We start from the raw sequence: 16274 nt of genomic DNA on the forward strand, positions 1-16274 counted from the left end.
GTCCCCGGCAGGAGGAGAAGCACATGGACGCGGGGCTCAAGCGGGAGCTGGAAGAGAAGGTCTACGCGGGCGAGCGGCTGACGCGTGAGGACGGTGTCGCCCTCTACGAGTCCGACGACCTGGCGTGGCTCGGCGGGCTCGCGCACCACGTGCGCACGCAGAAGAACGGCGACGTCGTCCACTTCAACGTCAACCGCCACCTCAACATGACGAACGTGTGCACCGCCTCGTGCGCGTACTGCTCCTTCCAGCGCAAGCCGGGCGAGAAGGACGCGTACACCATGCGCATCGAGGAGGCCGTCCGGCTGGCCAAGGCCATGGAGGGCGACAACCTCACCGAGCTGCACATCGTCAACGGCCTGCACCCCACGCTGCCCTGGCGCTACTACCCGCGCTCGCTGAAGGCCCTCAAGGAGGCGCTGCCGCAGGTCTCGCTCAAGGCCTTCACCGCGACCGAGATCCACCACTTCGAGACCATCTCCGGGATGTCCGCCTCCGACATCCTCGACGAGCTGATCGACGCGGGCCTGGAGTCCCTCACCGGCGGCGGCGCGGAGATCTTCGACTGGGAGGTGCGCCAGCACATCGTGGACCACCGCACCCACTGGGAGGACTGGTCCCGCATCCACCGGCTGGCGCACTCCAAGGGCCTCAAGACCCCCTGCACCATGCTCTACGGCCACATCGAGGAGCCCCGGCACCGGGTCGACCACGTGCTGCGGCTGCGCGAACTCCAGGACGAGACCGGCGGCTTCCAGGTCTTCATCCCGCTGCGCTACCAGCACGACTTCGTGGACATGAAGGACGGCAAGGTCCGCAACACCCTCCAGGCCCGCACCACGATGGCCACCGGCGCGGAGGCGCTGAAGACCTTCGCGGTCTCGCGGCTGCTCTTCGACAACGTGCCGCACGTCAAGGTCTTCTGGGTCATGCACGGCCTGTCCACCGCGCAGCTCGCCCTCAACCACGGCGCGGACGACATGGACGGCTCGGTCGTCGAGTACAAGATCACCCACGACGCGGACGACTACGGCACCCCCAACAAGCTCACCCGCGACGACATCCTCGACCTCATCCGCGACGCGGGCTTCCGCCCGGTCGAGCGCAACACGCGCTACGAGACCATCCGCGAGTACCCGGGCCCGGACGGCTCCCGCCGGGACTCCCCGCAGCCCATGCGGGTGTGACCCGCCTCACGGGGACCCAGCTCCGCGTAATGGTTACGCTGCATCTATGACCCTTACGTGCGAGCTGGACCCCGTGCTGGACGACGCGCTCCGCGAGGGCGTCCTCGCGCTCTGGACGGACGTGACCGAGGCGGGCGGCGCGGTCGGCTTCGTGCCGCCCGTCACCCCCGAGGACATCCGCCCCACCCTCGACGCCTCCCTCGCCGCGGTCGCGGCGGGCAGCCGCCGGCTGCTCGTCGGCCGCGACGAGGACGGCGAGATCGCCGGGACGGTCTTCCTCGCCTTCAACGAGCACCGCCTCATGCGGCACTGGCTCTGGCTCTACACGGTGATGATCCACCCCCGCCACCAGGGACGCGGCTACGGCCGCGTCCTGATGTCCGCGGCGGAGGCCGCCGCCCGCTCCTTCCCCGGCATCGAGGCGATCCGCCTCACGTGCCGGGGCGGCACGGGCGTCGACGCCTTCTACGCCGGGTGCGGCTACAAGGAGGTCGGGCGCGTCCCCGACGCGATCCGGGTGTCCCCGGGCGACGACCGCGACGACATCATGATGCTCCTGACGCTGTGAGCGCACGGCTGCGGCGCCGGGCGAGCGTTTTTAGGGGCGCGGGGAACTGCGCGGCCAGCCAGGACGTGCCGTCACGTCGTCACCGGCCCGAAGGGGCAGTTCGGTGCGTACCGGACCACCGGCCGGTGGTGGGTTGCTCGCGCAGTTCCCCGCGCCCCTGGTGGTGCCCGGCGCGGCAAGCGCATCCTCCCCGCGCCCCTAGAGTGCGCAACGCCCCGCGCGAGGGCGGGGTTCGGGGGGCCGCCCCCGGCGGGGAGGGGGCGGCGTGCTTCACTGGGAGCATGCTTAGGTACACCGCCATGCGCTTCGGCCTCATCGTCGCGAGCTTCGGTGTCATCTGGGGACTGGTCCGGCTGCGTGTCCTGCCGGCAGGGCTCGGTGACTCGAACTACCTGTGGGTCGCCCTGCTGGCCCTCGTCGTGTCCGCCCCGCTGAGCTTCGTCCTGCTGCGCAACGTGCGCGAGCAGGCCGCGACCCAGGTGTCGGACAAGGTCGAGCGCACCCGGCGCAACCTCGCCGCGAACCAGCAGCAGGAGGACGCGGCGGACGACGCCGCGCGGGACGGCGCCGCGCGCGCCGCCTGATGCCCGCGGCGGGGGGCAAGCGGGTCCCGCGGGCCGAGCGCGAGCGGCAGATGCTCGACGCGGCCGTCGCGGTCTTCGCACGCCGCGGCTTCCGCGCCGCGTCGATGGACGAGATCGCGGAGGCTGCGGGCGTCAGCAAGCCGCTGGTGTATCTGTACCTGGAGTCCAAGGACGCGCTGTTCACCGCGTGCATCCGGCGCGAGGCCGACGCGCTGACCGCGGCCGTACGCGACGCGGTCGAGGCGGACGCGCCGCCGGAGCGGCAGCTGTGGAGCGGGCTGCTCGGCTTCTTCGAGCACACCGCGGCCCACCCCGACGGCTGGACGCTGCTGCACACGCAGGCCCGTACGGTCGGCGAGCCGTTCGCCGCGGAGGTGGCGGGGCTGCGGGCGCGGATCGTCGACTTCGTCGCGGGGCTGGTCGCGGCGGCGTGCGGCGCGCCGGACACCCGGACCGTCGCACCGTACGCGTACGCGCTGGTGGGAGCCGCGGAATCGCTCGCGGCCTGGGCGTCGACCACCCCCGAGCCACTGCCCGCCCACGACCTGGCCGCCTCTCTCATGACCTTCGCGTGGACGGGCCTGGCCCAGGCGGTCTAGGGCGTCGGCTCCCCGGGTGGCCCCGCCGTCAGGGAGCCTTGGGCGGCCACCCGCCCGGACGCGTGGTCTGCCCCACTTCGATCAGGTACCCGTCGGGGTCCCGCAGGAAGCAGCGGATCTCCGGGTGGCCTCTCTCGATCGGGGGCGTGATGAACTCGGCGCCCCGCGCGGACCAGTCGGCGTACACGGCGTGGATGTCCGAGACCCGCAGGTTCAGGAAGCTGCTGACCCGGTCCGGGTCCTGCGGCGTCTCCAGTACGACGGTCGGCTTGTCGTCGGTGGGGCCGCCGCCTTCGTTGATGATGATCCAGCCGTTGTAGAACTCGACGATCGACGGGACGCCCGAGCGCAGGGCCCGGCCGCCGAGGACCTCGGTGTAGAAGCGACGCGAACGTTCGACGTCGTCGGACACGATGAAGTGCGTCATGGCGACGTCGTAGGCGGGTGCATTCTCGCCTGTCACAGTGCCTCCGGGGGTTCGTTCCGGCGTTCGAGGAATCAGGTCCCTTCCACCGTATCGATTCGCGGTGGTTCTGCCGATGACGCCGAGCGCCTAGTCCGGGGTGCGGCCCAGCCAGGAGAGGATGCGGGTGAGCGCGTCGGCGTCCGGCGCGGCAGGCCGCGGTGCGGCGAAGACCGGCGAGGCGGGCGGTACGGCCAGGGCGATCGGCAGCGCGGCCTCGGTGAGGTCGGCGTCCGGGGTGAAGGGCAGCCCGAGGGCCACCGCGACGTCCCAGGCGTGGACCACGTAGTCCAGGAAGTGGAAGCCGATCGCCAGGCGGGCGGGGAAGTCCGGTCCGGTGCTGAACTCCGGCAGCGTGAAGGGCTGTCCGGGGTCGGCGACCTCGGCGAAGGCGGTGACGACGTCCGCGGCGGCGGCCTCGTACGCGGCCGCCGGGTCGGCCTCCCGCGTGGCAGCCCAGACCGCGGCATCGCCGCCCGCCCCCCGTGCGGCGGCGGCGAAGCCGCGGTGCTGGGCCGTCATGTGCCCGAGCAGATCCGCGAGGTCCCAGCCCTCGCAGGGGGTCGGACGGCGCAGATCGGCTACGGTCGACTGCCGGACGAGCCCGGTGCTCAGGCGCACCGCGCGTGCGTCGAGGACACGGAGCCGTTCCAGTTCGATAGGCATGTGCTTATCGTCTGCGAGCGCTTATCATCTGTCAAGGGAGTTCCTGCGATGTCCGCTGCCCGCCGCCCGCCCCGCAAGGACCTCGCCGCGATGATCGTCCCCGTCGGCCGCGCGCTCGTGGCGGCGGAGCTGCCGTTGCTGCGCGAGCACGGGTTGAGCATGTGGGCGTACTCCGTGCTCCTCGGGCTCGACCCCGAGCCGCTGCGCAGCCAGGCCGCTCTCGCGGAGGCCATCGGCGCGGACAAGACCCGCATCATCGACGTGCTCGCCGAGCTTGAGGCCCGGGGCCTCATCACGCGGACGCCTGACCCGTCCGACCGCCGGGTCCGCCTGCTCGCCCTCACCGCGGAGGGCGTCCGCGTGCGCGATGCCGCGCAGGCCGCGATCCAGTCCCGCGAGGATGCGCTCCTGTCGCGCCACCTGCCGCCCGAGCAGGCCGCTGCGCTGCTGGCCGCGCTCTCCACCCTCTCCGCGCTTCCTGCGGAGGCTTTGGGGGCACCGTGAGCTCCCCTCCTGCGCAGGGGGGGCGCTCTGCGCCCGCGGCGCCGGGCTCTGCGCCCGCGGCGCGGGGAGGTTGCGCTTGCCGCGCCGGGCATCACCAGGGGCGCGGGGAGGCCGCGCTTGCCGCGCCGGGCATCACCAGGGGCGCGTGGAGGTTGCGCTTGCTGCGCCGGGCAACCACCAGGGGCGCGGGGAACTGCGCGCTCAGCCCTCCACCGGCCGGTGGTCCGGTACGGACCGAACTGCCCCTTCGGGCCGGTGACGACGTGACGGCACGTCGTGGCTGGCCGCGCAGTTCCCCGCGCCCCTAAAAACGCTCACCCCGCGCGGCAGCGCAGACGCTCACCCGGTGCAGCCTGAAAACGCTCGCCCGGCGCGGCGCGGGCCCCGGGGGAGGGGCCCGACCGGCGAGGTCAGCTCATCGTGCCCGCCACGTGCAGGTGGGAGCCTGACCTCACTTCGAAGCGGCCGCCGGCCATGGCGTATTGGACCGTCGAGGGCAAAAGCACCGGCGCCCGGAAGTCCGCGTCGAGCGCGTGCGCGTCGGGATCGAGCGACGCGACGCGCGCCGCCGTCCACATGCCGTGGACGATCGCGCGGCGGAAGCCGAAGGGGCGGGCGGTCGGGCCCGAGAGGTGGATCGGGTTGTAGTCGCCGCTCACCCGCGCGTGCCGGCGCCCGAGGTCGCCGGGCAGCTCCCAGGTCCCGACCGGCGGGAGGAGGGGCGCGGGGGCGGCGGCCCCCGGGGTGTCCTGGTCCGGCACCCGGTGCCTGGCCAGGTACGTGCTGACGTCCTGCCACGCCAGCTCACCGGCGAGGTGCGCCTCGGTCACGACGACGACCTCCGTACCGCGCCGGTGCGGCCGCAGCTCCTGCGTACGGACGGTGAGGTCCGGGCGGTCGGCGACCGTCAGCGCGTGCAGGCGGCGCAGCGTGATCGACGTGTGGACGAGCCCCAGCAGCGGCAGCGGGAAGGACCTGGCGGCCATGAGCCGCGCGGCGAGCGGGAAGCCCAGGATGTGCGGGTAGGTCAGGGGCAGCACGGGCCCGGGCGCGTACCCGCACACGCGGGCGTACGCGGCGGCTCGCGCGGGGTCGACGCGGACGGCCTCGCGGGTGAGCCGCGCGGGCGTGAGGCGGGAGTCGGCGGAGGGGCGCTTGGCGAGCCCGGTGAGCGCGCCGCGGCCCAGCGTCAGGATGAGCGGCGCCATGTCAGGCGCCCAGCAGCGACTGGCCGCAGACGCGGACGACCTGCCCGTTGATCCCGCCGGAGGCGGCGCCCGCGAGCCAGCTGACGGTCTCGGCGACGTCGGCGGGGAGGCCGCCCTGGCCGAGGGAGTTCATCCGGCGGCCCGCCTCGCGGATGACCAGCGGGACGGCCGCGGTCATCGCGGTCTCGATGAAGCCGGGCGCCACCGCGTTGGCGGTGATGCCGCGCCCGCGCAGCTCCGGGTCGGCGGCGAGGGCGCGTACCCAGCCGATGATCCCGGCCTTGGAGGCGGCGTAGTTGGTCTGGCCGACGTTCCCCGCGATGCCCGCGATGGAGGCCGTGCCGACGATACGGGCGTGGTCGGCGACCGCGCCCGCGGTGAGGAGCGCGGCGGTGGTGCGCAGGACGCTGCCGAGGTTGACGTCGACGACGGAGTCGAAGCGGTCGGCGGCCATGTTGGCGAGCTTGCGGTCGCGGGTGATGCCCGCGTTGTGGACGAGGACGTCCAGGCCGCCGGGCAGGGCGGCGGCGATGCGCTCGCCCGCGTCGGGGGCGGTGATGTCGAGCGTGAGGGCCTTGCCGCCGAGCCGGGCGGCGACCTGGGCGAGCGCGTCGCCCGCCTGCGGTACGTCGAGCAGGACGACGGCCGCCCCGTCGCGGGCCAGCGTCTCGGCGACGGCCGCGCCGATGCCCCGCGCGGCGCCGGTGACCAGCGCGGTACGCGGGCGCTCCGAAGCAGGAGCCGCGGGCCCCGCCGGGCCGACCTCGACGGCCTGCCCGCTGACGTACGCCGAGCGCGGCGAGAGCAGGAAGTCCAGCGCCGCGTCGGGCTCGGCGCCCGGGGCGAGCCGTACGAGGTTGACGGTGGCGCCCCGGCCGACCTCCTTGCCGAACGACCGGACGAAGCCCTCCAGCGCCTGCTGCGCGGCGGCCCACGCGAAGCCGCCGTCCTGCGGCCGCCCGCCGAGCACGACGACCCGCCCGCAGGGCGCCAGCGCGCGGGCGAGCGGGTGCAGGCTCCGGTGCAGCCCGGCGAGTCCGCCGGGCTCGGTGATCCCGGTGGCGTCGACGACGATCCCGCCGTAGCGCGTCCCGTCGCTCGCGGGCGGGGCCTCGCCCGCCGCCAGGCGCAGGACCGGGCCCGGCAGCTCGGGCGCCTCGGCGGAGTAGCGGCGCAGCGGGACGGGCAGGGGAAGGCCCAGGCGGCGGGCGAGGAAGCGGCCGGGGGCGGTGCCGGTGGCGCGGAGATAGCGGTCGGCCATTGGCCTTCTCCTTACTCTGGAGTAAGTTTACCGGCGGTAAGGCTACTGGTGAGTCACGCAGATCGGAAGATCGGGAGACCGCATGCAGACCGTCCGCCGCGTCGCCGTCGTCGCCGGCAACCGCATCCCCTTCGCCCGCGCCTCCCCCGGAGCTGCGCCCGGGGGTGCCCCCAGCCCCTACGCCACCGCGTCCAACCAGGACATGCTCACGGCGGCGCTGAACGGCCTCGCCGAGCGCACGGGTCTCGCGGGCGAGCGGGTGGGGGAGTTCGCGGCCGGCGCCGTCCTCAAGCACAGCCGGGATTTCAACCTCGCCCGCGAGACCGTCCTCGGCTCCGTCCTCGCCCCCGACACCCCCGCGTACGACGTCCAGCAGGCCTGCGGCACGGGCCTGCAAGCCGTCTTCGCCGTCGCCGCGAAGATCGCCCTCGGCGTCGTCGACAGCGGCATCGCGGGCGGCGCCGACACCACCAGCGACGCGCCGCTCGGCGTCAACGACCAGCTGCGCCGCACCCTCCTCGCCGCCCGCCGCGCCAAGACCCTCGGCGGCCGGGCCCGCGCGCTCGCCGCCGTACGCCCCCGGCACCTCGTCCCCGACATCCCGCGCAACGCCGAGCCGCGCACGGGCCTCTCCATGGGCGAGCACGCCGCGCTCACCGCCGCGCGGTGGGGGATCAGCCGCGAGGCGCAGGACGAGCTGGCCGCCGCCAGCCACCGGCGGCTCGCGGCCGCGTACGACCGGGGCTTCTTCGACCCGCTCGTCACCCCCTTCCGCGGGCTCACCCGCGACCAGAACCTCCGCCCCGACTCCACGCCCGAGAAGCTCGCCCGGCTCCGCCCCGTCTACGGCGGCCCCGACGGCACGATGACCGCGGGCAACTCCACGCCGCTCACCGACGGCGCCGCCGTCGTCCTGCTCGCCTCCGAGGAATGGGCCGCCGCCCGCGGCCTCGAACCCCTCGCCTTCCTCACCGCCTACGAGACGGCCGCGGTCGACTTCGCCTCCGGCGCGGAGGGGCTGCTCATGGCCCCCGCCTACGCGGTGCCGCGCATGCTCTCCCGTGCCGGGCTCGCCCTGGGCGACTTCGACTACTACGAGGTGCACGAGGCCTTCGCCTCGCAGGTGCTCGCCACGCTCGCCGCGTGGGAGGACAAGGACTACTGCGTGTCCCGGCTGGGGTTGGAGGGTCCGCTCGGCGCCGTCGACCGCGCCCGGCTCAACGTCGCCGGGTCCTCCCTCGCGACGGGCCACCCGTTCGCCGCGACGGGTGCGCGCATCGTTGCCACGCTGGCCCACCACCTCGCCGGTGAGGCTGGGCCTGCGCGCGGGCTCATCTCGATCTGCGCGGCGGGCGGCCAGGGCGTCACCGCGGTCCTGACCCGCCCCTGAGCGTGCTGCTGCGCAGGGCGAGCGTTTGGGGGCGCGGGGAACTGCGCGCTCAGCCCTCCACCGGCCGGTGGTCCGGAAACGACAGCAACTGCCCCTTCGGGCCGGTGGCGACGTGACGGTACGTCGTGGCCGGTCGCGCAGTTCCCCGCGCCCCTAAAAACGCTCGCCCGGCGCGGCAGCGCGAAACGCTCGCCCGGCACGGCAAACCCACCCTCAAGGAGCCGTACGTATGCCCATACGCAAAACGCTCCCCCCGCCGGGGGAAAGGCCCGAGGTCCAGGCCCAGGACGGCCGCGCCGTCATCGCCTCGGTCAGACCGTTGGCGGACCCGCCGCAGCGGGGCTCCCTCGCCGACATCCCGTTCACGAACGCCGACGAAGCCCCCGACGACGTCGTCCTCAGCCGTAAAGCGCCGGACGGCACATGGCACGACGTCACGGCGGTGGGCTTCCGCCGCGAGGTGGTGGCGCTCGCGAAGGGGCTGATCGCCGCCGGGCTCAGGCCCGGCGACCGGCTCGCGGTCATGGCGCGGACCTCGTACGCGTGGACGCTGCTGGACTTCGCGGCGTGGGCCGCGGGCCTGATCACCGTGCCCGTCTACCCGACGTCCTCCGCCTCGCAGACGGAGTGGATCCTCGCGGACTCGGGCGCCGCCGCCTGCGCGGTGGAGAGCGTCGACCAGGCGCGTACGGTCAGCGCGGCGCGCGGGCGGCTGCCGGAGCTGCGGGAGCTGTGGCAGCTCGACACCGGCGTGCTGGACCAGATCGCCGCGGACGGCCGTACGCTGCCGGACGCGCTGGTCACCTCGCGGCGGCAGTCGATGGCGCCGGACACGGTCGCGACGCTCATCTACACCTCGGGTACGACGGGCAGGCCCAAGGGCTGCATCCTCACGCACGGCAATTTCTTCGCCGAGGTCGACAACGCGATCGAGCTGCTGCACCCGGTCTTCAAGTCGGTGAGCAGCGAGCCCGCGTCCACCCTGCTGTTCCTGCCGCTGTCGCACGTCTTCGGGCGGATGGTCGCGGTGGGCTGCCTGCGGGCCCGGGTGCGGCTGGGGCACGCGCCGAGCATCGCGACCGAGGACCTGCTCGCCGACCTCGCGGGTTTCCGGCCGACCTTCCTGCTGGCGATCCCGTACGTGCTGGAGAAGGTCTACAACACCGGCCGCGCCACCGCGGAGAAGATCGGCCGGGCCGCGTCCTTCGACCGGGCCGCCCGCATCGCGCAGGCGTACGGGCGGGCGCAGGTCGCCCGGCAGACGGGCACGGGGGAGGGGCCGGGCCTGGGGCTGCGGCTCGCGCACGCGCTGTACGACCCGCTGGTCTACCTGGGGGCACCCCCGCCGAAGGCAGGGGGAGGATCCGGGCGGCGCTGGGCGGCAGGGTGCGGTACGCGATCTGCGGCGGCTCCCCGCTGGGCGCCCGGCTCGCGGCCTTCTACGCGGGCGCCGGGGTGATGGTCTTCGAGGGCTACGGCCTGACGGAGACCACCGCGGCCGCGACCGTCACCCCGCCGCTGCACCCGCGGCTGGGCACGGTCGGCTGGCCGCTGCCCGGTACGGCGGTGAAGATCGCCGGGGACGGCGAGGTGCTGCTGCGCGGCGGGCAGGTCTTCGCCGGGTACTGGAACGACGAGGGGCCTTATCCCGCGGTCGAAGGATGGTTCCCGACCGGGGACGTCGGCGAGCTGGACGCCGAGGGCTATCTGACGATCACCGGACGGAAGAAGGAGATCATCATCACCGCGGGCGGCAAGAACGTCGCCCCGGCCCCGCTGGAGGACCGGCTGCGGGCCCACCCTCCCCCTGCCTTCGACGGGGGGACCCCCAGTCGGCCAGTGCATGGTGGTGGGCGACAACCGCCCGTACGTCGGCGCGCTGCTCACGCTGGAGCCGGACGGGCTCGCGCACTGGCAGCGGATGCGGCACAAGGAGGGCCTGGGCCCGGCGGAGCTGGCCGGGGACGCGGAGCTGCTGGCCGAGCTGCAGAAGGCGGTGGACGACGCCAACGCGACGGTCTCGCGCGCGGAGTCCATCCTCCCCCAGAGCTTCGCCTGGGAGGTGCCCCCTGCTTCCGGGTGCTGGCGGTGGACTTCACCGAGGACGGCGGGCACCTCACACCGTCCATGAAGATCCGCCGCGCGGCGGTCGCCAGGGACTTCGCCGCGGACATCGACGCGCTCTACGCCCGCCGTGCCGAATGAGCCGGACCCGCCCGTAGAGCGGAAGGCAAAGGCAGGGGCCGCCTCACCGGAGTGAGGCGGCCCCTTGGTACTACAGGTTCTGGGCGCGGTGTTGCGCCGCCGGACTGACTAGTAGGTCAGGCGACCGACTAGGCGGGGGTGACGTTCTCCGCCTGCGGGCCCTTCGGGCCCTGGGTGACGTCGAACGACACGGCCTGGTTCTCCTCGAGGGAGCGGAAGCCGGAGGCGTTGATCGCGGAGTAGTGAACGAAGACATCCGGGCCGCCGCCGTCCTGGGCGATGAAGCCGAAGCCCTTTTCAGCGTTGAACCACTTGACGGTTCCGGTAGCCATTTAAAGCCCTCCTTGGGCCAAAGGGTCGCCCTGCTCCAGAACCTGCAACTGCGAAGCCTGAAAACGACAAAAGCCTGCGGGTTACATGCTCCGCAGGCTCTGTACTGCAAGGGAAACCAAACTGCAACTTGCGTTGAGCCTAGCATGACCCCTCCCGGCGGCGGAAGGGATCCATGATCGATTCTCCGGCTCGCGCGGGGGCTCGCGCAGGGGGGCCTGCGCGAGCTGCGGCGACACCAGGAGTAGCGTCCACCAGGTGGACACTTCAGCGCGCACCGACGGCCCCGGACCCCTCCGCCCCAGGGTGGGGCACATCCAGTTCCTCAACTGCGTCCCCCTCTACTGGGGCCTGGCCAGAACCGGCGCGCTGCTGGACCTCCAGCTCACCAAGGACACCCCGGAGAAGCTCAGCGCCCAGCTCGTCGCGGGCGACCTGGACATCGCCCCCGTCACGCTCATGGAGTACCTGCGGCACGCCGACGAGCTGGTCGCCCTCCCGGACATCGCGGTCGGCTGCGACGGCCCGGTCATGTCGTGCGTCATCGTCAGCCAGCTCCCGCTGGACCGCCTCGACGGCGAGCGCGTCGCCCTCGGCTCCACCAGCCGCACCTCCGTGCGCCTGGCCGAACTGCTGCTCACCGAGCGGTACGGGGTGCGGCCGGACTACTACCGCTGCCCGCCCGACCTGTCGCTGATGATGCAGGAGGCGCAGGCCGCCGTCCTGATCGGCGACGCCGCGCTGCGGGCCTCGCTGCACGACGCCCCCCGGCTCGGCCTGGAGGTCCACGACCTCGGCCAGATGTGGAAGGACTGGACGGGGCTGCCCTTCGTCTTCGCGATCTGGGCCGCCCGCCGCGACTACCTCGCCGCGCACCCGGAGACCGTGCACGAGGTCCACCGCGCCTTCCTCGACTCCCGGAACCTCTCGCTGGAGGAGGTCGAGAAGGTCGCCGAGCAGGCCGCCCGCTGGGAGGCCTTCGACGCCGACCTGCTGCGCCGCTACTTCACCACCCTCGACTTCTCGCTGGGCGCCGAGCAGTTGGCGGGCATCGCGGAGTTCGCCCGCAAGGTCGGCTTCCCCCGCGAGGCCGAGGTCACCCTCCTGCCCCCGAACTGACCGCTCGGGCGGCGTACGCTGGCCCGTGTCGTGCCCGTGCCGTCCGCGGCCCCCGCCTGCACCTTTCCGGAAGGGACTCCCTGGTGAGCGACCACGCTGCCGTCCTCGAACGCGCCGCCGCCGGCGGCCGGATCACCGCCGAGGAGGCGCTCGCGCTCTACCGCGACGCCCCCCTGCACGCGCTCGGCGCCGCCGCCGACGCCGTACGCCGCCGCCGCTACGCCGGCACCGAGCACATCGCGACGTACATCATCGAGCGGAACATCAACTACACCAACGTGTGCGTCACGGCGTGCAAGTTCTGCGCCTTCTACGCGGCCCCCAAGGACACCGCCAAGGGCTGGAGCCGGGGCCTCGACGACATCCTGCGGCGCTGCGCCGAGACCGTCGAGCTGGGCGGCACGCAGATCATGTTCCAGGGCGGGCACCACCCGGACTACGGCGTCGAGTACTACGAGGAGCACTTCGCCGCGATCAAGCGGGAATTCCCGCAGCTGGTGATCCACTCGCTGGGCGCCTCCGAGGTCGACCACATGGCCCGTATCTCCGGCGTCACCGCCGAGGAGGCCATCCGCCGCATCCACGCCGCCGGCCTCGACTCCTTCGCCGGCGCCGGCGCCGAACTCCTCCCCGAGCGCCCGCGCAAGGCCATCGCGCCGCTCAAGGAGTCCGGCGAGCGCTGGCTGGAGATCATGGAGACCGCGCACCGCCTGGGCGTGGAGTCCACCACCACGATGCTCATGGGCACCGGCGAGACCAACGCCGAGCGCATCGAGCACCTGCGGATGATCCGCGACGTCCAGGACCGCACCGGCGGCTTCCGCGCGTTCATCCCCTACACCTACCAGCCCGAGAACAACCACCTGAAGGGGCAGACGCAGGCGACCCTCTTCGAGTACCTGCGGATGATCGCCATCGCCCGGCTCTTCCTCGACAACGTCGCCCACATCCAGGGCTCCTGGCTCACCACCGGCAAGGAGGTCGGCCAACTCTCCCTGCACTACGGCGCGGACGACCTCGGCTCGGTCATGCTGGAGGAGAACGTCGTCTCCTCCGCGGGCGCCAAGCACCGCTCCAACCGCATGGAGCTGATCCACCTCATCCGCTCCGCCGGCCGTGTCCCCGCCCAGCGCGCGACGACGTACGAGCACCTCGTCGTCCACGACGACCCGGCCGACGACCCGGTGGACGACCACGTGGTCTCCCACCTGTCCTCCACCGCGATCCCCGGGGGCACCGCGCACCCCGAGCTCCAGATCACCCCCGCGTGACACCCCTTAAGGTGGGATCGTGACGCGAGCATCGCTGGAGAAGCAGCCGCAGGACGTCGCCGGGATGTTCGACGACGTCGCGGCGCGGTACGACCTGACCAACGACGTGCTGTCGCTGGGGCAGAGCCGGCTGTGGCGCAAGGCCGTGGCGCAGGCGCTGGCGGTCGGACCCGGGGAGCGGGTGCTCGACCTGGGCGCCGGGACGGGGACGTCGTCGCTGCCGTTCGCCGCCGCCGGAGCGACCGTCGTGCCCTGCGACTTCTCGCTGGGGATGCTGCGGGAGGGGAAGAAGCGGCATCCCGAACTGCCGCTCACCGCCGGGGACGCGACGCGACTGCCCTTCGCGGACGGGGTCTTCGACGCCGTCACGATCTCCTTCGCGCTGCGCAACGTCCAGGAGACGGACGCCGCGCTGCGCGAGATGCGGCGGGTCGTCAGGCCCGGCGGGCGGCTGGTGATCTGCGAGTTCAGCCAGCCGACCTTCCGGCCCTTCGCCACCGTCTACACCGAGTACCTGATGCGGGCGCTGCCGCCGGTCGCGAAGGCCGTGAGCAGCAACCCCGACGCGTACGTCTACCTCGCCGAGTCGATCCGCGAGTGGCCCGACCAGCGCGCGCTCGCCGGGCGGTTGCAGAAGGCGGGCTGGGGCGGTGTCGCGTGGCGGAACCTGACGGGCGGCATCGTGGCGCTGCACCGCGCGACACGCCCGGCGGTCTGAGCCGTCCAACTGCTTGCGGGAGTGGGCGAATCCGGTGTCCGGAAAGGGAACTGACCCCTAGGCTGCGGTGTCTGTGCTGGGGAGCGCGTATCCCCCCGACCGACGGAGTAGCCCCGTATGCTGTATTGCCCCACGTGTGGGAACCCTGTGTCGGACGCCTCCGCCCGCTTCTGCATGAAGTGCGGCCGCGAACTTCCCGCGGCCGCGCCGCCCGCGGCCGGTCCGGCGCCCGCGTCCCCGCCCCCGGTGCCACCGGCGGCGCCGCCCGTGTCCCCGCCCGCCGCACCGACGCCCACGCAGGTCACGCCCGTACCGCCACCGCCCCCACCGGCGTACGCCGCCCCCACCGCCACCTTCCCGGGGGCCGGGGGACCGCCGCCGGGGATGCCGGGAGTGCCGGGGGCGCCCGTACCGCCGTCGCCGGCCGCGCTGTTCGTCCGCCGGGTCTTCGCCGGTGGCTGGGGCCCGGCGGTGCTCGCCGCGCTCGTCCCTGCGGTGGTGCTGCTCGTCATCGCGGCCGGGCTCGGCACCTGGTCGCAGCACTCGCTGAAGAGCGACGAGGTCAGCTGGCAGACCCGCAGCCGGATAGCCCTGGCGCTGACCGTGCAGGGCCTCGGCGGGCACGCCTCCGTGCCGAATCCGGACGGTTCCCGCTACAGCGACGGCTGCTCGTCCGGCGACGACGACTCCGGCTCCGGCTTCTCGGACGGCGGTGACGACGGCGACGACTACAGCGACGGCGGCAGCGACTACGGCGACAGCAGCGGCGACGACGGTTACGACAACGGCGACGACTTCAGCGACGGCGGCAGCGACTTCGGTGACAGCAGCGGCGACGACGGCAGCGGCGACTACTTCGGTGACAGCAGCGGTGACGACGGCAGCGACTACTACGGCGACGACAGCGACGGCAGTACCTTCGGCAGCTACCGCACCGACAGCTCGCCCCGCCACTACTCCACCTACCTGGCCGCCGACAGCTGCTCCACGAGCGACGGCGCCGTGGCGCACCTGTCCGTCGTCCCGCTGGGCATCACGCTGGTCTGGCTGCTCGCGCTGATCCTCACGCTGCGCTCGGTGCGCGCGCGGTACGCCGGGCCCGAGGCGGCCGTCCGGGTCGCGCTGCTCAGCGGTGTCGCGTCGACGGCCCTGGCCTTCTACGCGCAGCCGTCCCTCAACGGTATCGAGCTGCACTCCGGCCCCTGGCGCGTCCTGCTGTGGTCCTTCCTGCTCAGCCTGGTGACCGCGATGGCGGTCCTCAACGGCCCCGCCCTGCGTACCCGTTTCGGCGCCGTCCACCGCGTGCTGAGCACGGCGCTGCTCGCGCTCGTCGTCACCGTCCTCTTCGCCGGTGTCGTCGTCTACGCGATCGGCCTCGGCTACCCCGACGAGCTGGAGACCCCCGGCTTCATCGCGGCCGCGCTGCTGCTGCCGAACCTCGGGCTGTCCGGCCTCGGCCTCGGCTGGGGCGCGCCCCTCAAGGTCACCGCGAGTGCCGAGGACCGGTCGCAGAGCGTGTCCTTCGGCCTGAGCAAGCTCAACGACTACTGGGACGGCTCGGCCACCCCGCTCGCCGTCCTCGGCGGCGTCCTGTGCGCGCTCGCGATCGGCCTGATCACGGCGCGCCGGATTCCGGACCGGGCCCAGCAGTTCGCGGTGGCGGGCGCCTTCACCGCGATGTTCTGGGTACTGATCATGATCGGTGGACTGGGGATGAGCGGCTTCTACGGCTTCCTCTCCGGCGGCTCCGGCGTCCACGAGCACCTCGGCACCGACGCCGGGCAGGCACTGCTGTTCGCGCTGCTGTGGTCCTTCGGCGGCATCCTGGTCGCGCCGTTCCTGCGGCGCGTCCTCGGCGGCGGCGGACCGGGCACCCCGGGGTACGCGGGCCCGTCACCGTACGCGCCCCCCTCGCCGTACGGTGGCGGGCAGGCGTACGGGCAGCCGCACGGCGGGGCGTACCTGCCGACGCAGCCCGCGCCCGGACCGGCCTCCCCGCCGGCTCCCGCTCCCGCCCCGGCCCCCGCGCCGCAGCCGCCCGCGCCGACGCAGGAGGTGCACGACCTCGGGGTGGTCCAGCCCGACCGGCTGACCAAGCGCGAGGCCACGCAGCGCAACGAGCCGGAGGACACGCCGCCGGAGGCGTGAGGACGGGTTCCCGTCCCCGGTCCCCTTGAGGACCGAAGCTGTCCGCAAGGGCT

The 16274-nt window shown here is 73.4% G+C and carries 15 protein-coding genes and 2 pseudogenes; 12 read left to right on the top strand and 5 right to left on the bottom strand.

Going from position 1 to position 16274, the window contains the following annotated elements:
• Positions 1-23 precede the first annotated feature (23 nt).
• The 4 genes from mqnE to ACH4SL_RS15510 all read left to right on the top strand — a co-directional run bounded on the left by mqnE (position 24) and on the right by ACH4SL_RS15510 (position 2938).
• Entirely contained in the window at positions 24-1187 is a 1164-nt protein-coding gene (mqnE, locus tag ACH4SL_RS15495; RefSeq protein ID WP_398445510.1) for an aminofutalosine synthase MqnE, read from the top strand.
• 46 nt (positions 1188-1233) lie between these two features.
• Positions 1234-1755 carry a GNAT family N-acetyltransferase gene (locus ACH4SL_RS15500; protein ID WP_398445512.1) on the top strand — a complete coding sequence of 174 codons (522 nt, stop codon included), beginning with the start codon at positions 1234-1236 and terminating at the stop codon, positions 1753-1755.
• 281 nt (positions 1756-2036) lie between these two features.
• Positions 2037-2339: a DUF4229 domain-containing protein gene (locus ACH4SL_RS15505; RefSeq protein WP_398445514.1), complete on the top strand. Its 303-nt coding sequence runs from the start codon at positions 2037-2039 to the stop codon at positions 2337-2339.
• Positions 2339-2938, top strand: coding sequence for a TetR/AcrR family transcriptional regulator (locus ACH4SL_RS15510; RefSeq protein ID WP_398445516.1), 600 nt, complete (start codon positions 2339-2341; stop codon positions 2936-2938). The genes ACH4SL_RS15505 and ACH4SL_RS15510 overlap by 1 nt, the downstream gene beginning before the upstream one ends.
• A gap of 28 nt (positions 2939-2966) precedes the next feature.
• Here the strand turns inward: ACH4SL_RS15510 and ACH4SL_RS15515 are convergent, their stop codons facing one another.
• A complete protein-coding gene (locus tag ACH4SL_RS15515; RefSeq protein ID WP_398446623.1) occupies positions 2967-3365 on the bottom strand; it encodes a VOC family protein in 399 nt (132 codons plus the stop codon).
• Between the two features lie 126 nt (positions 3366-3491).
• Positions 3492-4067, bottom strand: coding sequence for a TIGR03086 family metal-binding protein (locus tag ACH4SL_RS15520; RefSeq protein WP_398445519.1), 576 nt, complete (start codon positions 4065-4067; stop codon positions 3492-3494).
• Between the two features lie 48 nt (positions 4068-4115).
• On the opposite strand from ACH4SL_RS15520, the gene ACH4SL_RS15525 reads away from it, so the two are divergent.
• Positions 4116-4571, top strand: coding sequence for a MarR family winged helix-turn-helix transcriptional regulator (locus ACH4SL_RS15525; RefSeq protein WP_398445521.1), 456 nt, complete (start codon positions 4116-4118; stop codon positions 4569-4571).
• 410 nt (positions 4572-4981) lie between these two features.
• Here ACH4SL_RS15525 and ACH4SL_RS15530 read toward each other — a convergent pair whose 3' ends face one another.
• Both ACH4SL_RS15530 and ACH4SL_RS15535 read right to left on the bottom strand, forming a co-directional pair.
• Complete coding sequence (locus tag ACH4SL_RS15530) at positions 4982-5779, bottom strand: MaoC/PaaZ C-terminal domain-containing protein (protein WP_398445523.1); 798 nt, start codon at positions 5777-5779, stop codon at positions 4982-4984.
• A gap of 1 nt (position 5780) precedes the next feature.
• Entirely contained in the window at positions 5781-7040 is a 1260-nt protein-coding gene (locus ACH4SL_RS15535) for a 3-oxoacyl-ACP reductase (protein WP_398445525.1), read from the bottom strand.
• Positions 7041-7122: 82 nt separating this feature from the next.
• On the opposite strand from ACH4SL_RS15535, the gene ACH4SL_RS15540 reads away from it, so the two are divergent.
• Both ACH4SL_RS15540 and ACH4SL_RS15545 read left to right on the top strand, forming a co-directional pair.
• Positions 7123-8430, top strand: coding sequence for an acetyl-CoA C-acetyltransferase (locus tag ACH4SL_RS15540; protein WP_398445527.1), 1308 nt, complete (start codon positions 7123-7125; stop codon positions 8428-8430).
• 229 nt (positions 8431-8659) lie between these two features.
• Positions 8660-10635 (top strand): annotated as a pseudogene (locus ACH4SL_RS15545) (AMP-dependent synthetase/ligase).
• Positions 10636-10763: 128 nt separating this feature from the next.
• Here the strand turns inward: ACH4SL_RS15545 and ACH4SL_RS15550 are convergent.
• A complete protein-coding gene (locus tag ACH4SL_RS15550) occupies positions 10764-10967 on the bottom strand; it encodes a cold-shock protein (protein WP_031518800.1) in 204 nt (67 codons plus the stop codon).
• Positions 10968-11223: 256 nt separating this feature from the next.
• Between ACH4SL_RS15550 and ACH4SL_RS15555 the strand changes: the two genes are divergently transcribed.
• The 5 genes and pseudogenes from ACH4SL_RS15555 (at position 11224) to ACH4SL_RS15575 (ending at position 16221) form a co-directional block, all read left to right on the top strand.
• The gene (locus ACH4SL_RS15555; RefSeq protein ID WP_398445529.1) at positions 11224-12084 is read left to right on the top strand and encodes a menaquinone biosynthetic enzyme MqnA/MqnD family protein; all 861 of its coding nucleotides are present in this window, start codon (positions 11224-11226) and stop codon (positions 12082-12084) included.
• An 80-nt stretch (positions 12085-12164) separates the two neighbouring features.
• Positions 12165-13355: a cyclic dehypoxanthinyl futalosine synthase gene (gene mqnC, locus ACH4SL_RS15560; RefSeq protein ID WP_398446625.1), complete on the top strand. Its 1191-nt coding sequence runs from the start codon at positions 12165-12167 to the stop codon at positions 13353-13355.
• A 19-nt stretch (positions 13356-13374) separates the two neighbouring features.
• A complete protein-coding gene (locus ACH4SL_RS15565) occupies positions 13375-14073 on the top strand; it encodes a demethylmenaquinone methyltransferase (RefSeq protein ID WP_398445532.1) in 699 nt (232 codons plus the stop codon).
• Positions 14074-14190: 117 nt separating this feature from the next.
• Positions 14191-14262, top strand: a pseudogene (locus ACH4SL_RS15570) (zinc-ribbon domain-containing protein); the annotation flags it as partial.
• A gap of 195 nt (positions 14263-14457) precedes the next feature.
• On the top strand, positions 14458-16221 hold the full coding sequence (locus ACH4SL_RS15575) for a hypothetical protein (RefSeq protein WP_398446692.1): 1764 nt from the start codon (positions 14458-14460) through the stop codon (positions 16219-16221).
• Positions 16222-16274: the final 53 nt, after the last annotated feature.

The sequence above is a fragment of the Streptomyces sp. NPDC021020 genome (assembly GCF_044333285.1).
GTDB lineage: Bacteria > Actinomycetota > Actinomycetes > Streptomycetales > Streptomycetaceae > Actinacidiphila.